Annotated in this window: 14 protein-coding genes and 1 other annotated feature (1 of these 15 running past the window's edge); of the genes, 2 read left to right on the plus strand and 12 right to left on the minus strand. The window is 48.6% G+C overall.

What is annotated here, in order from left to right:
* Positions 1-3 precede the first annotated feature (3 nt).
* The 6 genes from IKW96_RS13425 to IKW96_RS13450 all read right to left on the minus strand — a co-directional run bounded on the left by IKW96_RS13425 (position 4) and on the right by IKW96_RS13450 (position 8,279).
* On the minus strand, positions 4-1,695 hold the full coding sequence (locus IKW96_RS13425) for an MBOAT family O-acyltransferase (protein ID WP_296575911.1): 1,692 nt from the start codon (positions 1,693-1,695) through the stop codon (positions 4-6).
* A gap of 248 nt (positions 1,696-1,943) precedes the next feature.
* On the minus strand, positions 1,944-3,347 hold the full coding sequence (locus IKW96_RS13430; RefSeq protein WP_296575914.1) for a sodium-dependent transporter: 1,404 nt from the start codon (positions 3,345-3,347) through the stop codon (positions 1,944-1,946).
* A 373-nt stretch (positions 3,348-3,720) separates the two neighbouring features.
* Positions 3,721-4,578, minus strand: a complete 858-nt coding sequence (gene folD, locus IKW96_RS13435) for a bifunctional methylenetetrahydrofolate dehydrogenase/methenyltetrahydrofolate cyclohydrolase FolD (RefSeq protein ID WP_296575917.1) — start codon at positions 4,576-4,578, stop codon at positions 3,721-3,723.
* Position 4,579: 1 nt separating this feature from the next.
* Positions 4,580-5,734 (minus strand): prolipoprotein diacylglyceryl transferase, encoded by a 1,155-nt coding sequence (gene lgt / locus IKW96_RS13440; protein ID WP_296575919.1) that lies wholly within the window; start codon positions 5,732-5,734, stop codon positions 4,580-4,582.
* Positions 5,734-7,014, minus strand: a complete 1,281-nt coding sequence (locus IKW96_RS13445; RefSeq protein WP_296575922.1) for a pitrilysin family protein — start codon at positions 7,012-7,014, stop codon at positions 5,734-5,736. The genes lgt and IKW96_RS13445 overlap by 1 nt, the downstream gene beginning before the upstream one ends.
* A complete protein-coding gene (locus IKW96_RS13450) occupies positions 7,011-8,279 on the minus strand; it encodes an insulinase family protein (protein ID WP_296575925.1) in 1,269 nt (422 codons plus the stop codon). The genes IKW96_RS13445 and IKW96_RS13450 overlap by 4 nt, the downstream gene beginning before the upstream one ends.
* 211 nt (positions 8,280-8,490) lie before the next feature.
* Between IKW96_RS13450 and IKW96_RS13455 the strand changes: the two genes are divergently transcribed.
* Positions 8,491-9,462 (plus strand): RING finger protein, encoded by a 972-nt coding sequence (locus tag IKW96_RS13455; protein WP_296575928.1) that lies wholly within the window; start codon positions 8,491-8,493, stop codon positions 9,460-9,462.
* 27 nt (positions 9,463-9,489) lie between these two features.
* Entirely contained in the window at positions 9,490-10,026 is a 537-nt protein-coding gene (locus IKW96_RS13460) for a hypothetical protein (protein WP_296575931.1), read from the plus strand.
* Positions 10,027-10,070: 44 nt separating this feature from the next.
* On the opposite strand, the gene IKW96_RS13465 is transcribed toward IKW96_RS13460, so the two are convergent.
* From IKW96_RS13465 to IKW96_RS13490, 6 genes are all read right to left on the minus strand, one after another.
* Entirely contained in the window at positions 10,071-10,634 is a 564-nt protein-coding gene (locus tag IKW96_RS13465) for a type II secretion system protein (protein ID WP_296575933.1), read from the minus strand.
* Positions 10,635-10,775: 141 nt separating this feature from the next.
* Complete coding sequence (tyrS, locus tag IKW96_RS13470) at positions 10,776-11,993, minus strand: tyrosine--tRNA ligase (protein WP_296575935.1); 1,218 nt, start codon at positions 11,991-11,993, stop codon at positions 10,776-10,778.
* Positions 11,994-12,007: 14 nt separating this feature from the next.
* On the minus strand, positions 12,008-12,502 hold the full coding sequence (locus IKW96_RS13475) for a hypothetical protein (protein WP_296575938.1): 495 nt from the start codon (positions 12,500-12,502) through the stop codon (positions 12,008-12,010).
* Between the two features lie 28 nt (positions 12,503-12,530).
* Entirely contained in the window at positions 12,531-13,100 is a 570-nt protein-coding gene (locus tag IKW96_RS13480) for a hypothetical protein (RefSeq protein ID WP_296575941.1), read from the minus strand.
* 100 nt (positions 13,101-13,200) lie between these two features.
* A complete protein-coding gene (locus tag IKW96_RS13485) occupies positions 13,201-14,130 on the minus strand; it encodes a hypothetical protein (protein WP_296575945.1) in 930 nt (309 codons plus the stop codon).
* A gap of 17 nt (positions 14,131-14,147) precedes the next feature.
* Positions 14,148-14,609, minus strand: coding sequence for a hypothetical protein (locus IKW96_RS13490; RefSeq protein WP_296575948.1), 462 nt, complete (start codon positions 14,607-14,609; stop codon positions 14,148-14,150).
* A 52-nt stretch (positions 14,610-14,661) separates the two neighbouring features.
* Positions 14,662-14,771, minus strand: a binding site (T-box leader); it runs 98 nt beyond the window's last position.

Genomic DNA, 14,771 nt, shown 5'->3' on the forward strand with positions numbered 1-14,771 from the left:
TCCTTAAAATCTGAAATACATGAACGGGTCGTCCATTCCCATGTACATACAGTAGACTGCTGCGAGGAATACCGCAATCAGCGCTATGGCTGTAATGAATGAGTGCTTGATCTTCTTGTATACCAGCTCGGGCAGCCTTGTGGAGAAAACTATGGCTGCAGCGAAGTATTTCCAGTATATTTTCCATTTTTCAATGTAGTCGTTATCCATTACGGCATAGGTCTTCTGCGGCAGGAACGGGAGAAGTCTCCTGAAATAGATGCCCAGCTCGTGAAAGTCCGTTATCGCAAAGATAAGCCATGTGAGCGGGATTATCAGTATCATGTAGGCGTGACCGAGGGGCTTTATCCTGTTCAGCGTCTTGCCTGTCCAGAATTTTTCGCTCATGATTATTGCGAAAAGCACAAGTCCCCACATGACGAAGTTCCAGCTCGCGCCGTGCCACAGTCCTGTGAACAGCCACACCACCAGCATATTGAATACCATTCGTCCCTCGCCCCTGCGGTTTCCGCCGAGGGGGATGTAGATGTAGTCCTTGAACCAGGTGCCGAGGGTCATGTGCCAGCGGCGCCAGAATTCCGTCATGGTCAGCGACATATAGGGGTGGTCGAAGTTGCGTGGAATATTGAAGCCCATTACTTTTCCGAGTCCGATGGCCATGAGGGAATATCCGCAGAAGTCGAAGTAGAGCTGGAAAGAATAGGCGAATATACCCAGCCATGCCAGCCGTGATGATATGCTCTCGTAGCCTATGGCAGAGATGTCGCTCCACAGTCCGCCTATCTGATTGGCTATGAGCACCTTGTAGCCGAGACCGATGGTAAAGGTCTTGAGACCGTCCTCGACATTGTGTATGCTGTGAGTACGGCTTTTCAGCTCTTTGGCAACGTGGTCGTAGGTAACAATAGGACCTGCAATGAGCTGCGGGAACATTGTTATGTAGGCTCCGTAGTTTATGAGGTTCTTTTCGGCCTGAGCCTTGCCTCTGTATACATCGATTATGTAGGAGACGTTCTGGAAGGTGTAGAAGCTGATACCTATAGGCAGGATAATATCCTTTACGGTGAAACTCTGTCCGAACCAGTGATTGATGTTTTCAGTGCCGAATGTCCAGTATTTGAAGAAGATCAGCCACCAGAAGTTGAAAAGAATGCCGAATGTGAGCCAAAGCTTCTTGATATGGCGGCTGTGCTCGATGAACTGTCCCACTATGAAGTTGAGAAGCACCGTCAGCAGGAACAGCATGATATAAACGGGCTTCTTTACGCCGAAGCTGTAGAAGATGACGCTTCCCGTGAATATGATAAGGTTCTGATAACCTATCCGCGATGAGGAATACGCCTGCATGAGCAGAAAGACTGCCGCTGCAAGGAAGAGGGCTACCGGGACAGGCTTGAAAAGCTCCATATTATGGAACAGGATATAGCCTGCGACTGCGCTTCCGAAGAGTATGACCACACATCGGAACCGCTTCTCGGAAGCCGTTGCGGATTCAAACAGGAGCCACACCACCGACGCGAGATAGATAAGTATGGGGAGCGGCCTTATGAGCCTCATGACATAGAACATATCTATGCCGGCTATAACGCTCGCTGTTACTAAAACGATATTTCTATATTTATTTTCAGACGCCGAATAGGCTATCATAAAAACAGGCAGGAATATGAAGATAAATTCCAAGCTGCTGAATACCAAATATATCACCCTTCAGTTAAATCATTTGTTAGAGCTTCCGCTGTTTGGTTTGCCTGTAAATCTGCGGAAAATAGCATTATAAAAACTCATACATTATTATTTTACACGTTTGCCAATTAAATGTCAATAGCTTTGGGATAATGTAGCAATTTGCAGTAAACAGTCGGACGGGCAGGCGGCTTTTCGGTGTTTTTGACAGGGTAAAAAATGAACGCCGGAAACGGCGTTCACTTCATGTTCATATGTACTTATATTTCCGTCACAAAGGGCGTGATAAGTATCATTGCCATGCATACGGGGCAGATGTACTTTATCATGACGCTGTAGAGTAGCTTCGAGCGGAAACGCTTTTCGCCGTACATAACCTCTTCCTCGATGTACTTCGTCTTTACGGCGTATCCTATGAGTATGCAGGTGAGGAGAGAGAGCACCGGCATCATTATATTGTTCGTGGTGAAGTCGAAAAGGTCCAGTATCTGCATACCGAATATGCTGAAATCAGACCATGTGCTGTAGCCGAGGACAGAGAGCATTCCTACGGCAATGGTAACGAATATCACTATTAAGCAGCTCTTTGCGCGGTTTAGTCTGAACTTCTCCATTACCACCGCAACTACGGTCTCCATAAGGGATATTGAGGAGGTGAGCGCCGCAAGGGTAACGAGTATGAAGAAAGCTGTGCCCAATACCTGTCCTGCCGGCATTGAAGCGAATACCTTCGGGAGAGTGATGAACATAAGTCCGGGACCCTTGTTGAGGGCAGACTCATCTCCGCCCGAGAATACGAATACCGCAGGAACTATTATCATTCCGGCAAGGAATGCGACAAGTGTGTCGAATATCTCAATCTGACGGACCGAGCTCTCAAGGGAGTCCTCTTTTCGCATATATGAGCCGTATGTGACCATTATTCCCATAGCGATGGACATCGAGTAGAAAAGCTGTCCGCAGGCTGCCGCTATGGTCTGAAGGAGCCTTGAGAATGTGAAGCCCTTGAAATTGGGGAGAACATAGTATTTCAGCCCCTCTCCCGCGCCTTTGAGGGTAAGAGTATAGACTGCTATGCCGATTATCAGCACAAGCAGCACGGGCATGAGGAACTTGCTTACCTTTTCTATGCCCTTTTCAACGCCGAAAAAGACTACAACTGACGTGAGAAGCACGAAAATTATGAAAAACACGGAGGGCTGTTCGAGAAGTCCGATGAAATGCTCGAAAAACGTGAGAGTTTCGTCCGAGCCTTTGACCGCGTATTCCGCAACGGAAACAGCTTCACCGTCGCCCTTGGCAAAAACCGTCATATATTTCAGCACCCAGCCGCCTATAACGCAGTAATATGGGAGTATAAGAGCAGGAATGACTGCTGCGAGGACTCCGAGGGGAGAAAATCGCTTGTCAACTTCCTTGTATGCGCCGATAACGCTCTTGCCCGTTCGCCTGCCTATGGCTATCTCGGTCAGCATGAGGGCAAAACCGAAGGTTATGGCAAAGATAAGGTATATGAGCAGGAATATTCCGCCGCCGTACTTAGCGGCAAGATATGGAAAACGCCAGATATTTCCCAGTCCTATCGCCGAGCCTGCCGCGGCGAGCACAAAGCCTATTTTTGAACCGAAGCTGCCTCTTGACGAGGGATTTGTTTTTTCTTTCATAGTGTGACTGTCCTTTCGTATGGTGTCGAATAGTGCGATACAAATACAATTATAGCATTAGTAATAAGAAAAATCAATATGAAGTCTGACAAAAATCCGCGTCCGTGACAACTTTATGGGATAAGACATCAGATGCGGAAACCGGTCAGGGAATCGAGCTTTCCATTCCTGACAAAACAACGCCGGAGGAACTTATAGCAAACAGCGGCTACAGATTTTTCTTTAACGACGGTTCCTGACCAAAGTAAAGATGTCCTGGCTCCCATAAAAAACACAGCGCAGCAAGGATAATACCTGCTGCGCTTTTATTTTTCAGGCGGATAATATCCGCCCCTACACGGCTTAGCTCTTAGTTCTGCTAACGGCTAAAGGCTCATTCTATCCCTGCCTGCTGTTTAGCGGCTGTGAGGGTGTTCTTCATGAGCATTGCGATAGTCATGGGACCAACGCCGCCCGGTACGGGAGTGATGAACGAAGCCTTCTTTTCTGCGGACTCGAACTCTACATCTCCGCAGAGCTTGCCGTTGTCAAGGCGGTTCATGCCCACGTCGATAACTACAGCGCCTTCCTTTATCATATCGCCTGTAACGAAGTTAGCTTTTCCGATAGCAACTACAAGGATATCAGCGCCGAGGCATACTTCCCTGAGGTTCTTGGTCTTGGAGTGGCATATAGTAACAGTTCCGTTCTTCTGGAGAAGCAGCATAGCCTGGGGCTTGCCTACGATATTGCTTCTGCCGATGACTACGCACTGCTTGCCTGTGATATCCGTGCCTGTGCTCTCTATAAGGCGCATAACGCCTGCGGGAGTGCAGGGGAGGAAAGCGTAGTCGCCTATCATTATCCTGCCCACGTTGACAGGGTGGAATGCGTCAACGTCCTTGTCGGGGGAGATAGCGTTGATTATTGCCTTTTCGTCGATGTGCTTGGGCAGGGGGAGCTGTACAAGTATACCGTTTACCCTGTCGTCGCGGTTGAGTACGTTTACAAGGTCGAGGAGCTGTTCCTGTGTGGTGGATTCCTCGAGAGCGTACTCGAATGACTGGAAGCCTACTGCCTCGCAGGCTTTCTTTTTATTGTTGACGTATACTCTTGAGGCAGGGTTGTTGCCTACGATAACAACCGCAAGACCTACCTTGAGTCCTTTTTCTTCCTTGAGCTTTGCAGCTTCCTCGGCAACCTCTGCCTTTACTGCTACTGAAACTGCTTTTCCGTCAATGATCTGTGCCATTTTATTTATCCTCCTTGTTATCCCCGGACTTTTCAGCCGGGCTGTCGGCTTCGTGCTTTTCGTCGCTGCTGTTCTCGTCCTCATCGTCGTAGTCGTCATCGTCATCGTCGTGGGCGTCCAGTTCCGACATATCGAAGTCGTCATCGTCATCGTTAAGTATATCGAGATCCTTGTCGTCGCCGATCTTTGCGTCCTCATGGGACATTCCCATGCGCTTTCTGCGCGATTCCTCGATAAGCTGGTGTGATTCCTCCGTATTTACATAGAGCGTCATGCTCTCGGGGTCACGTTTTCTCCTTGCGAAGAGGAGTATCTGCAAAATTACGGACAATACGAAGAGTACTGCCGAAAGAGCCTGTGATATGCGGATATTTCCGAGCATGAGGCTGTCCGTGCGGAGTCCCTCTACTATGAAGCGCTCTGCGCCGTACCATGTAAGGTACATGAGGAATATCTGTCCGTCGTACTTTCTGTGCTTTGACAGGAAGGCAAGGACTGCAAATCCCAGCAGACACCATGCGGATTCGTAAAGGAAGCATGGGTGAACGGGATTTTCCCACAGCACCTTCACGTTATTGAAGTACATATCGCCGCCTATCTGCATATTATTGCTGATAGTGCGCTGTATTGTACCGCCTGTCATACCGAGTATACTGTCCGTGTTCACGCCGAAGGCTTCCTGATTGATGAAGTTGCCCCAGCGTCCGATACCCTGTCCGAGGAGCAGTCCTATGACTGTTATATCCAGCATGGGGAGCACCCTGACCTTGCGTATCTTCGCGACAATATATCCCACAAGGAACGCGCCTATGATACCGCCGTATATGGCAAGTCCGCCGTTGCGGGTGTTGATAATGGCTTTCCAGTCCCACTTGTACTCGTCCCATTTCATCAGGACGTAGTAGGCTCTTGCGCCGATTATTCCGCCGATGACACCGCAGATTATAACGTCTATGGCTCTGTCGTAGTCGATACCGAAGCGCTTCATTTTCGGCAGCACGTAGCATAACGCAAGGATAAGTCCGAGAGTTATGATTATGCCGTACCACTGTATCTCAAAGCCGAAAATGGTAAAGGCAGTCGGGTCGATGTGGAAAGACCAGCCAAGCTTCGGAAAGACTATTTCGTGTTCTTCCAGAAATGTTTCAGTAGTCATTATTCAGTCTCCTTTCCTATTACAGACAGAACGCATCTGTCACTGTGCATTTCATTTTTCATGAATTCCGTTACATCGCCGCTTGTGAGCTCGGAAAGCACTTCTATGGAATCATAGGGACCTACGTTTTCCATATGAGCGTTGAGCATGAGGTTTGAAACGGCTTCCACGTTGTTGAGCTCTCTTATCATCATGCCGTAGGCTGATTTCTTGATACGCTGGAAGTCCTTTTCGTTTATTCCCTCTGTGAGGAGCCTGTTTATCTCGGCGGCAAGAGCTTCGCGGATAGTATCGGGGGCCTCGGATTCGCCCGAGAATATCACGGTGAAATAGCCGTTCCCGTAGAATACCTCTCCGCAGAAAGTGGAGTTTATGATACCGTCTTTAAGAAGCCTTTCATACATGGGGAGCGCAGGGTCAGTGAGCAGGGAAGAAGCCGTGGAAGCGGCGGCAACCTGTTTCAGCAGCTCTATTCCCGACGCAGGTCTGCACTTGTAGCCTATCTGGAATATTGAAGCTCCGATAGGCTGGGTCTCGCGTATCTCGGGCGATACGATACCGAGGGGCTCCTCGGGGAAAACAGTTTCGAGCCCTTTGTCCTCGCAGGGTCTGAGGTACTTGTCGCATATTTCCAGCACCTTGTCCGCGCTGATGTTTCCTGCAATGGAAAGCACCATGTTGTTGAGGTTGTAGAAAGTGTCGTAGCACTTGTAGAGCAGGGGAGCGTCTATCTTTGAAATGCTCGCGACAGTACCTGCGATATCCGTCTTTACAGGGTGTGCATGGTACATACACCTGAGCATATTGAAGAAAACGCGCCATTCGGGGTTATCATTGGTCATCTGTATCTCCTGACCGATGATACCCATTTCCTTTTCAACGTTTTCCTTTGTGAAATAGGGCTTCTGAACAAATTCGAGGAGTATTTTGAGGTTTTCCTCGTAATTCTTCGAGCAGCTGAACAGATAGCAGGTCTTGTCGAAGGAAGTGAAAGCGTTGCACATTGCGCCCGTACCTGCATAGAGCTCGAAAACTCCGCAGTCCTCGTTCTCGAAGAGCTTATGCTCGAGGAAGTGTGCTATTCCCTCGGGGACTGTGGTATAACCGCTGTCGGCGGCGGTCCTGAACATGGTGTTCACAGAGCCGTACTTTGTTCCGATAAGGGCGTCGATACCGCTGAAGCCCTGCATTTCACATATATAGATATCAAGTCCGCTGTCGTGCTTGATGTGTACGCAGCTGTCGCCTGTGCGCTGACTTGTTATTGTTTCTCTCTTCATTGAGCCTGTACCTCCTTGCTGAGCATGAGGTAGACGCTGTCTGGTCTCAGCGACCTTGCAGTCTGTATTATCCTCTCTTTGGTGACCTCGGTGAAGCGCCTGAAGTGCTCTTCGGGAGTTATGAGGTCCCTGTCGCAGAAGCAGTCGAAATACCAGCCTATATATGAGGACGGAGTATCGCCTATCTGCAGTACTGCGTTGTCCAGCGCCATAATCGAGCTTGAGAGCTCCTCATCGGTGATATTGCCGTTCTTTATCTCTTCGAGCTGGGCGAGTATCTCCGCCTTTGCCTTTTCGATGTTCGAGCGTTCCACGCCGATATCAACGAAGAACGAGCCCTTTACCGATACTGAGCTGCTGGTGCAGTAATAGCACAGGCTGAGCTTCTCGCGGACGTTGAGGAAAAGCTTTGAAAACGGCATTTCCCCGTAGATTATGCTCAGCATTTTCAGAGCGTACCTGTCGTCGGAATCGGTCTTGAAAGCAAGTACCGCCTTGCACTGGTTCACGTCGAACTCCTCGGAAACAGTTTCGACCTCGGGCTTGAGAGGGCTGTGGTTGCGGAAATCCACTGTTTTTGGCGCTCTTTCCGTGTTTTTGAAGCTTTCGCGGAACATTTCCGCAAAAGAGTCGTCCTTTTCGGGTGAAACGTAGTATATCTCTATCTGAGCCGTTCTCATGAGCTCCTTGTATGCACGGTAGGCGTCCTTCGGACCTGCGGCAAGAGCTGCTTCCCTTACGCCGTAGCTTGAGGTAGCGGCAGGCTCGCCGCGGTATGCGGTCTTTGCAGCCTGCATGAGGGCGTAGGTGCGCTTGTCGTTGAGCTCGCTGCTAATATTGTCGAGGAGGTCCTTCTGCACTATCCTGAACGATTCCCCGTCGAAAGCGCCGTTCTCGGCATTGGGAGCGAAAAGGCAGTCTCTCAGGAGCTCCCTCATCTCTCCGCCGATGTCCTCGCCGTCGATAGTGTATTTATTGCAGAGCCATGAGGCTTTTATGCATAAGGTCTGTGCGTCACCCTTTTTCCGCGTGGAAGAACTGAGACCTGCGCCGTAGAGCTCGGAAAGCTTCTCCGAAAGAGCCGCATACGTTCTGTACCTGCTGTTTGAGACAGTGAGTATGCTTGCTGCGAGATTGTTCACAGCGGCAGTTTCAGCGCTGAGCTCTGTGAGGAAGTAGACAGCTATTGAACAGGTCTTGAATTTACTGTCGATAATGGAGGTGAAACCTATACCACCGCCAAGATCGGTCCTGTTGTATGTCATAAAGCTTGCACTCCAATCATTAAAAGCTTTATTTTTGCAAAACTATATACTATTATACCACAACCTGATAAGAATTGCCATAGTATTTTTAATTTTTTTTGAATTTTTATGGCTGCGGCTTCATAATATACTGAAAAGCTTGATTTTTTCCATGCAGAAGTGGTATAATATAAGGCAGAGCGATAAATGATATCAGAAAGGAGGCATGAATATGAGATACATTGGAGAGAAATGCCCTGTCTGCGATAATATCTTCACAGATGAGGACGATATAGTAGTATGTCCCGAATGCGGAACTCCACACCACAGGGAGTGCTATCAGATAAAAAACAGGTGCGCCAATGAGGAACTTCATGCCAGGGGAGAGAAATGGGAGCGCAAGGGAAAGCCGTCACGGTACAAGGTGTGCCCTTTCTGCAGCTTCCCCAACAGACTAACGGATACAGCCTGCCAGCGCTGCGGAGCTGAGCTGACCGCGGCTCAGGAACAGCCTGAGAGCGGCAGTACGGGAGGAAACGGCGAAAGACCGTGGAGAGATACATTCACAATGCCTGACGCTGAGGACCTGATGAATCCCATAAAATACCTGGGACTTGACCCGGATGAGGACATGGGCGGCGCGACAGTCAAGGAAATGTCGGATTTTGTGGGACCGAGCACTATCTACTATATACCGAAGTTCAAGAAGATGAAGGAGGAGGGCGTAAGGCCGTCATTCAACCTCTTCTGTCTCCTGTTCCCGTCACTTTTCTTCGCAAACAGAAAAATGTGGGGCTGGGCAATACTTGCGGCGTCACTGGGGATAATATTCAATCTGCCTGCAAATCTTCTTATGTATGACAAGGGGCTTCCCTCGGATATAATAAGCTTTCTGAAAAGCAACAAGCCTACTCTCGAGCTGATGAGCGAGATATTCGTTATGGCTGATATAGTCGTGAGAGTGATATTCGGACTGTTCTCCAACTGGTTCTATTACCGTTTCTCACTGAACTCCCTGAAGAGAATAAAGAAAAACCGCAGACCTGCGGAGGAAATAAAGACTGTCGGCGGAGTTAAACCGCTGAACATGGTGCTCATCACTATCATCAAGTACGGCATCGGTGTATTTGCTGTGATTGCGCTGTACATGGGATACGAAATGCTGACGACAGTCAGGGATTTCAGCGATCTGTGCATCAGGTGACGCTTTTATTCAACAGGGGGGAATAATATGAGCTTCAGAAGGGGACGTATCCTGTTCGTGCCGCTTTTCTGCCTGATACTTTCTGGCTGCGGACTCAGGGACTATCCGACTTATACCTATGAGCTGAAAAACGGGCTCGGGGAGGATTATCTCATAAATTACTGCGAGCAGACGGATTATCCCGAGAATATAACCCGTGTAAAGGTTTTCAGGGAAAAGGACAAGATAAGCGACTATAACGGCGGCGCATATGCGGGCTGTGATTCGTATATACCGTCGCAGATGATGTTCGTCTGCAATGCGGACAAGGTGGATTACTATTATCTCAGGACGCAGAGCGGAGAATACATCGTTGCTGACGGAGTTGCGGACCTGAAAATGAACTTCAATATGCTTCTTCTCGGTAAAGCTGCGGAGGATATGACTGAGCAGGAGAAGAATACATACAAAAAGCTGTCGGAGACCGTCAGAAAAGCGGAGGCGGCTGACAGCATACAGAAGAAGTTCTCGGACTGCGGCTATAATTCTTCTGTTTTTATGACGTTTTACAATTACGATACATAAAGAAAAAGCCATAAAGAAGTAATTCTTTATGGCTTTTTTGTGGCTTATACGTAATCGTTGTCCCTTTCGGGGTACATCCTGTAGATAGGAGTATTGCTGTTTCCGTCGCCTATCCATATCTCGACCTTGGAGTTGTCGTCCTTGCGGTAGCATATGAACCAGCGGTTCAGCGGTTTTCCTGCCTCGGATTTAGTGTACTTTATAGGAGTTTTTCCCTTTCCGACTATAGCGTTGAGTTCGCTTTCAAAAGGCTCCGCTTCCTCGCCGCCGCCGCTCCAGAGTGAACGGTTGCCGCCTGCATTTTTGGCGCCGTCCTTTGTACAGGCAATGCAGAGGGTGTATTTTTCCTCTGTACCGCCGTATTTGACGGTAACTGACTCGTCCTTGATACTCTGAGCCACCAGTGCGTCGGAAGCTTCCTCGTTTCCTGCAATAGTGGTCATTACCGACTCATAAATGGTCTTTGCGCTTGCGATATCGGACGATCTCTTGGACTTTTTCACATATCCTACCATTGCAGGCAGGAGTATAGCGGAAAGAACACCGATAATAGCGATGACGACTATCAGTTCGATAAGCGTAAAGCCGCGTTTTTTTGTATTTGCCATATTCAATCCCCCCAGATCATATCGTGCAAATAAAGAGAAGTTATTAACTTTATTATACTTTTTATTATGATATTTGTCAATAGGGGTTAACGAAAAATTCACATAATTGTGCAATTGTTTCCATTTTGTAATTTCTGCGCCTTATTTTACAACTACCTTTTTGAAGGCTTTCTTGCCCTTGCGGACTATTATTTCGCCCTCAAGGCGTATCATTTCCTTGGGATCGCTCTTCTTTTCGTCGTTTACAGTGATACCGCCCTGCTGTACAAGACGTCTTGCCTCTGAAACTGACGGTGCGAGCTCAGCCTTCACAAGGAGGTTGAGAAGTCCGATAGCGCCGTCTGTAAGGTCAGCGGAGTCTATCTCGGCTACAGGCATATTCTCGTTGGAGCCGCTTCCGCCGAAGAGAGCCTTTGCGGCAGCCTTTGCCTTTTCAGCCTCCTTCTCACCGTGAACGAGCTTTGTGAGCTCATATGCAAGGAGCTCCTTAGCAGCGTTGAACTGAGCGCCCTCCATTGTCTTTTCCATTTCCTCGATCTGCTCGACAGGAACAAAAGTGAGCATTTTCAGGCACTTGATAACGTCGGCGTCGTCAACGTTTCTCCAGTACTGGAAGAACTCATAAGGAGTGGTCTTTTCGGGATCGAGCCATACTGCGCCCTTTTCGGTCTTGCCCATCTTCTTGCCCTCGGAGTTGAGGAGAAGAGTGATAGTCATTGCATAAGCGTCCTTGCCCAGCTTTCTTCTTATGAGCTCTGTACCGCCCAGCATATTGCTCCACTGGTCGTCGCCGCCGAACTGCATATTGCAGCCGTATTTCTGGAAGAGCTGGTAAAAGTCGTAGCTCTGCATTATCATGTAGTTGAACTCAAGGAATGAGAGTCCGCGTTCAAGTCTCTGCTTGTAGCACTCGGCTGTGAGCATACGGTTTACGCTGAAATGAGCGCCTACCTCGCGGAGAACTTCGATATAATTGAGGTTCATGAGCCAGTCCGCATTGTTAACGACGATGGCCTTGTCCTCTGAGAAGTCGATGAACCGGCTCATCTGCTTCTTGAAGCAGTCAACGTTGTGCTGTATGGTCTCGGGAGTCATCATCTTACGCATATCGGTCTTGCCCGAGGGGTCGCCGATCATGGCAGTACCGCCGCCGATGAGGACGATAGGCTTGTTGCCTGCCATCTGGAGGCGCTTCATAAGGCAGAGAGCCATGAAGTGACCTACATGGAGGGAATCGGCAGTAGGGTCGAAGCCGATGTAGAAAGTAGCCTTGCCGGCGTTGACAAGCTCCTCTATTTCCTTTTCGTCTGTGAGCTGCGCGAGGAGACCTCTGCGCTTGAGTTCTTCAAAAGTAGTCATTATTTATTTCTCCTTTATATTGATAATTTATCTTCAGCAAGCTTTAATATCTCGTCCTTATGACTTAAAACGAGCCTGCGTTTCCAGTTATATATGTATTCATCGTTATCATATATCCAGCTGTCGATATTTTCGGCTTCTTCCAGCCATTTCTGCGGATAGCCGAAGTTCTGTCCGTATTCGGGGGCTGTATAGTCATGTATGCCAATTGAAAAGATATCAGCCATTTCTTTTTCGCCCTGAGCTTCAAGACAGGCTTTTACTCTTTCAAGCTTTCCGTTTTCGTAAGATCCGCTCTCATAATACTGCCATACTCCGCAGCGCAGGCTCATTCCCTGCCAGCCGTCTATTTCCATGAACATAAAAAAGGTATCGGGAATATCTGCGTAAGGAGTATCCTTGTATTTACTGTAAAGCAGTGAAAAAAGGGTACAATCGCATTCAAAGAGCTCGATTGCCGCTTTTTCCTCATATGAATAAAGAAGCTCGTTCAACTGTTCTGCTGTCATATCATACCTCCGTAAAGAATGAAAAAGTTCAGGGAGTGATTTCATTGAGAATGGTTTCAAGCTCTTTGAGCCATTGCGGCGGCTCGTTTCCATATATCACGAGACTTCCGTTTCTGTATTCTCCCACGTTGACGAAACCGTTCTCATTGTCCCAGAACTCAGCTTCGCTGCAATAGGGGAGTATTGCAGTAAGGTCGCTGAAACGCTTTTCATATCTTCGCTGTACGTCCCCGGAGGGGATATCGTGACCGCCCTTGCGTACCCTGTTTGCAATACGCAGCAGGCTTTCTTCACAGGAGCTTACACCTATATAATACAGCCTGACCTGATAATCGAGCTCGATAGCGCGGCGTATGGTCTTGAGTGTTCTTACTACCGAAAGAGTGGTCTCCTGAGTAAAGCTCAGACCTTTTTCAAGGCAGTCCTCAATAATAGATACAGCCTTTTTGCCGCCTTGTATGCGGTCGCCGCCAAACTCTGCATTTATCTTGTCGGTATCTATTATGATGCCGAGGTCATCTGTCTTGCGGACAAGAACACCTGTAAAACTGCTCTTTCCGACGCCGTTGACTCCGCCGATTATGGTATATGTCTTCATATTTCACCGCCTTTATTGAAAAAAAGCTTTTTATGCGTATAAGCAATGAAAACGTCGGGCGTTTTCATGTATATCACGACCTTTCGCTGCAAACGAACCGCTAAACGTTGTCCTTCTGCTCTTTTATGGAAGAAAGGGAAGGGGAGGAGCTCACGGAAAGAGCTTCATAGGCCATCTGCACCTGGAACTCATTGAGTTCGACCTGATAATGGGTGCATCTGCTTCCGTCCTGATCTTTCAGATTAACTATAAGGGAATACGTGAATACCGAGCCTGCGTAGACTCCGTTCCCGTAGTGCTTTGTCTTGGTTATGTGCTTGTTTACGGACTCTATCTCGGCTCTGTCCATGCAGATTATCATGCCGTCCGAGTACATGACGACGTAATTACCGCCGATATTTATGCCGCTGTTGCAGGAATGCTCGCCGTTCCTGCGGTATGTGAGCATTTTGCCGTTGAGGTAGGAGCGCTCTATCTCGGGGAGCTTTTCGCCGCAGTTGGCTATAAATGATCTTACGGGCGTGTGCAGGAGCTTGAATCCGCCCCACATTGCCGCGAGGATTCCGCTTACCGCAAGGACTCCTCTTATATCATTCTGTGCAGCTCTGCATATTATGGCTGCCGCAAAGAAAATGGCGGCGGCTATGAGCCATACAACGCCAGAGGGCTTGAAAAAGCGGCGATCCAGGTCGGCTTTCATGGAGCTTGCCGTGACCTGCTGAAAATCGTTTTTCAGCACATAATCCGAGTACTTTTCCTGCCATTTCTCGTCGCTGTGGAACTCATCGTTCCTGACCGCGTTCCTGAACTCGGCGTCCCTGCGCTTTGACCTGCACTCGAAAAATACCGAAACAGCGAGCACAGCTGCGACCGCCGCGGTCAGTGAAACGCAGAAAACTGTGGAAAAGCCTTTGAATTTACCCATGATAAAGCAAAGGGGAACGCATACAATATAAGCTACCACTCTGCTTTTCAGCGGAGGAAGGTCGGGATCGAACTTTTTTCTCGGAGGTTCTTCAAATCTGCCCATATTTTCAGCTCACTTCCTCACTTTGCGTGTTTCATGACCGCTTTCAGCAGACCGAGAAACGCGGAATGGATAAAGGTACGGACAGCGATGATGATATGTCCGCCCATGAAGACATAACTGATGTACCTGTAGAAGCTTCTGCCGGCATTTCCTTCGTTCCTGCCGGTAAGCGCGTCAAGGTAGGCTCCCACGTTTTCGCCGCCGAAAGTGACGTACTGGACGAAAACGGAAAGGACCAGTGCAACGGTAAAGCCGAGGTTGAGCTTTGCGCTGTCAAGCCCTGCAAGTCCGGTTATAGGGTGGATATATCTTGTGAACAGGGACGTAAAAGCCAGAGAGATGAGGGTGCATATGGTCATGCGGATAAAAGGGAAGCCGATATTATTGTCCGCTGCCCTTATAAAGCCGATATACAGGCATAGAAGCGGAACAAGGAACACGGTCAGCGAAAGGCAGAGATATCCTGTGAGTTTTTTCATGCTGTTCCCTCTTTTCCGAAAAAATAAAAGCCCCCGAACAGCGAAAGAACTGTCCGGGGGCGAAGTTACTCGCGGTACCACCCCGATTTTTCCGTATAAACGGAACTCGAAAAGCTGTAACGGGCCTGCCCGTCCGCACCTACTGACGTTCAATGCGGCAAC

It is taken from the genome of Ruminococcus sp. (assembly GCF_017549005.1).
Classification (GTDB): Bacteria; Bacillota; Clostridia; order Oscillospirales; family Ruminococcaceae; genus Ruminococcus.

What these genes read in the sequence shown, in the direction of transcription:
- IKW96_RS13485 (WP_296575945.1), bottom strand. Translation starts at nt 14,130, where the DNA reads ATGGGCAGATTTGAAGAACCTCCGAGAAAAAAGTTCGATCCCGACCTT.
- tyrS (WP_296575935.1), bottom strand. Translation starts at nt 11,993, where the DNA reads ATGACTACTTTTGAAGAACTCAAGCGCAGAGGTCTCCTCGCGCAGCTC.
- folD (WP_296575917.1), bottom strand. Translation starts at nt 4,578, where the DNA reads ATGGCACAGATCATTGACGGAAAAGCAGTTTCAGTAGCAGTAAAGGCA.
- IKW96_RS13465 (WP_296575933.1), bottom strand. Translation starts at nt 10,634, where the DNA reads ATGGCAAATACAAAAAAACGCGGCTTTACGCTTATCGAACTGATAGTC.
- IKW96_RS13445 (WP_296575922.1), bottom strand. Translation starts at nt 7,014, where the DNA reads ATGAAGAGAGAAACAATAACAAGTCAGCGCACAGGCGACAGCTGCGTA.
- IKW96_RS13475 (WP_296575938.1), bottom strand. Translation starts at nt 12,502, where the DNA reads ATGACAGCAGAACAGTTGAACGAGCTTCTTTATTCATATGAGGAAAAA.
- IKW96_RS13430 (WP_296575914.1), bottom strand. Translation starts at nt 3,347, where the DNA reads ATGAAAGAAAAAACAAATCCCTCGTCAAGAGGCAGCTTCGGTTCAAAA.
- lgt (WP_296575919.1), bottom strand. Translation starts at nt 5,734, where the DNA reads ATGACTACTGAAACATTTCTGGAAGAACACGAAATAGTCTTTCCGAAG.
- IKW96_RS13480 (WP_296575941.1), bottom strand. Translation starts at nt 13,100, where the DNA reads ATGAAGACATATACCATAATCGGCGGAGTCAACGGCGTCGGAAAGAGC.
- IKW96_RS13490 (WP_296575948.1), bottom strand. Translation starts at nt 14,609, where the DNA reads ATGAAAAAACTCACAGGATATCTCTGCCTTTCGCTGACCGTGTTCCTT.
- IKW96_RS13450 (WP_296575925.1), bottom strand. Translation starts at nt 8,279, where the DNA reads ATGACATACAACAGGACCGATCTTGGCGGTGGTATAGGTTTCACCTCC.
- IKW96_RS13455 (WP_296575928.1), top strand. Translation starts at nt 8,491, where the DNA reads ATGAGATACATTGGAGAGAAATGCCCTGTCTGCGATAATATCTTCACA.
- IKW96_RS13460 (WP_296575931.1), top strand. Translation starts at nt 9,490, where the DNA reads ATGAGCTTCAGAAGGGGACGTATCCTGTTCGTGCCGCTTTTCTGCCTG.